Raw genomic sequence first — 1,041 nt, forward strand, 5'->3', positions numbered from 1 at the left:
CGCCCGCCACGGTCGCCCTGGTCGCGTCCCAGGCCGGCGTCGCTCCGCGCGTCCCGGTCGCCTCCACGGCGCTCGTCGGGGCGTCCGCTCCGGTCGCCTCCGCGGCCACCGCCACCGCGCTCCCGGTCGTCGCCACGACGACCACCGCCACGCTCGCCACGGGAGTCGTCGCCCCAGCGGCGCTCCCCGCGTCCGCCGGCGCGGTCATCGCGACCGGACCCGCCTCGCGCACGCTCGTCCCCGCCACGACCTCCGCCAGGGCCACCCTGGGAGGGACGCTCCCCCCGGCCCCGGTCGCGGTCGCCCGAGCGACCGGCGCCCGGACGGTCGTCACGGCCGCGCCCGCTCCCGGACCGGTCGTCACGGTCACGATTGCTCCAGGGGCGGTCGTCCCGCTCCGCACCGGTTCCGGACCGGCTGTCGCGCCCGCGACCGCGGTCGCCGCCGCTGCGGTCGGGTCGTCCACCGCCGCCACGTTCGGGGCGTCCGCCGTCCCGCCCGCGTCGGGGGCCGTCTCCGGGTCGTCCGCGTCCGCTGTCTGCCACCGCACCATCCTGTCGTCTGCACCGTGCCCGGACCAACCCGGGGTGCTGCATCGCACCGCACCGGAACCAGGCACACGTCGTGAAATGCACGAGGCCCCCGTCACCTAGCGGTGCGGGGGCCTTCGTGTGTGGTTGTCCGGCGGCGTCCTAGTCTCCCACACCCTCCCGGGTGCAGTACCATCGGCGCTGGTGGGCTTAACTTCCGGGTTCGGAATGGGACCGGGTGTTTCCCCACCGCTGTGGCTACCGAAACTCTATGGAGATGTCCAACACCCCACACAAGGGTGTGTGCGGTTGGTGTTGGTGTCTCGAGAGACCTCACAGTGGGCGCGAAACATCATTCAAGGCGACATCATCGCCTTGGAGCAGAGTTTGTGTGTGATGACAAGCCCTCGGCCTATTAGTATCGGTCAGCTCCGCACATTGCTGTGCTTCCACATCCGACCTATCACCCGGTGGTCTGCCGGGGGCCTTACCAGCTTGTGCTGTGGGAGCC

At 71.8% G+C, this 1,041-nt stretch carries 2 rRNA genes; both read right to left on the reverse strand.

The annotated features are described in order from the left end of the window. Positions 1-679: 679 nt before the first annotated feature. Positions 680-796, reverse strand: a 5S ribosomal RNA gene (rrf, locus tag DVA66_RS20650). A gap of 129 nt (positions 797-925) precedes the next feature. After that, positions 926-1,041: ribosomal RNA gene (locus DVA66_RS20655) — 23S ribosomal RNA — on the reverse strand; the annotation flags it as partial.

Origin of the sequence: Desertihabitans aurantiacus (genome assembly GCF_003344635.1) — a bacterium.
Classification (GTDB): Bacteria; Actinomycetota; Actinomycetes; order Propionibacteriales; family Propionibacteriaceae; genus Desertihabitans; species Desertihabitans aurantiacus.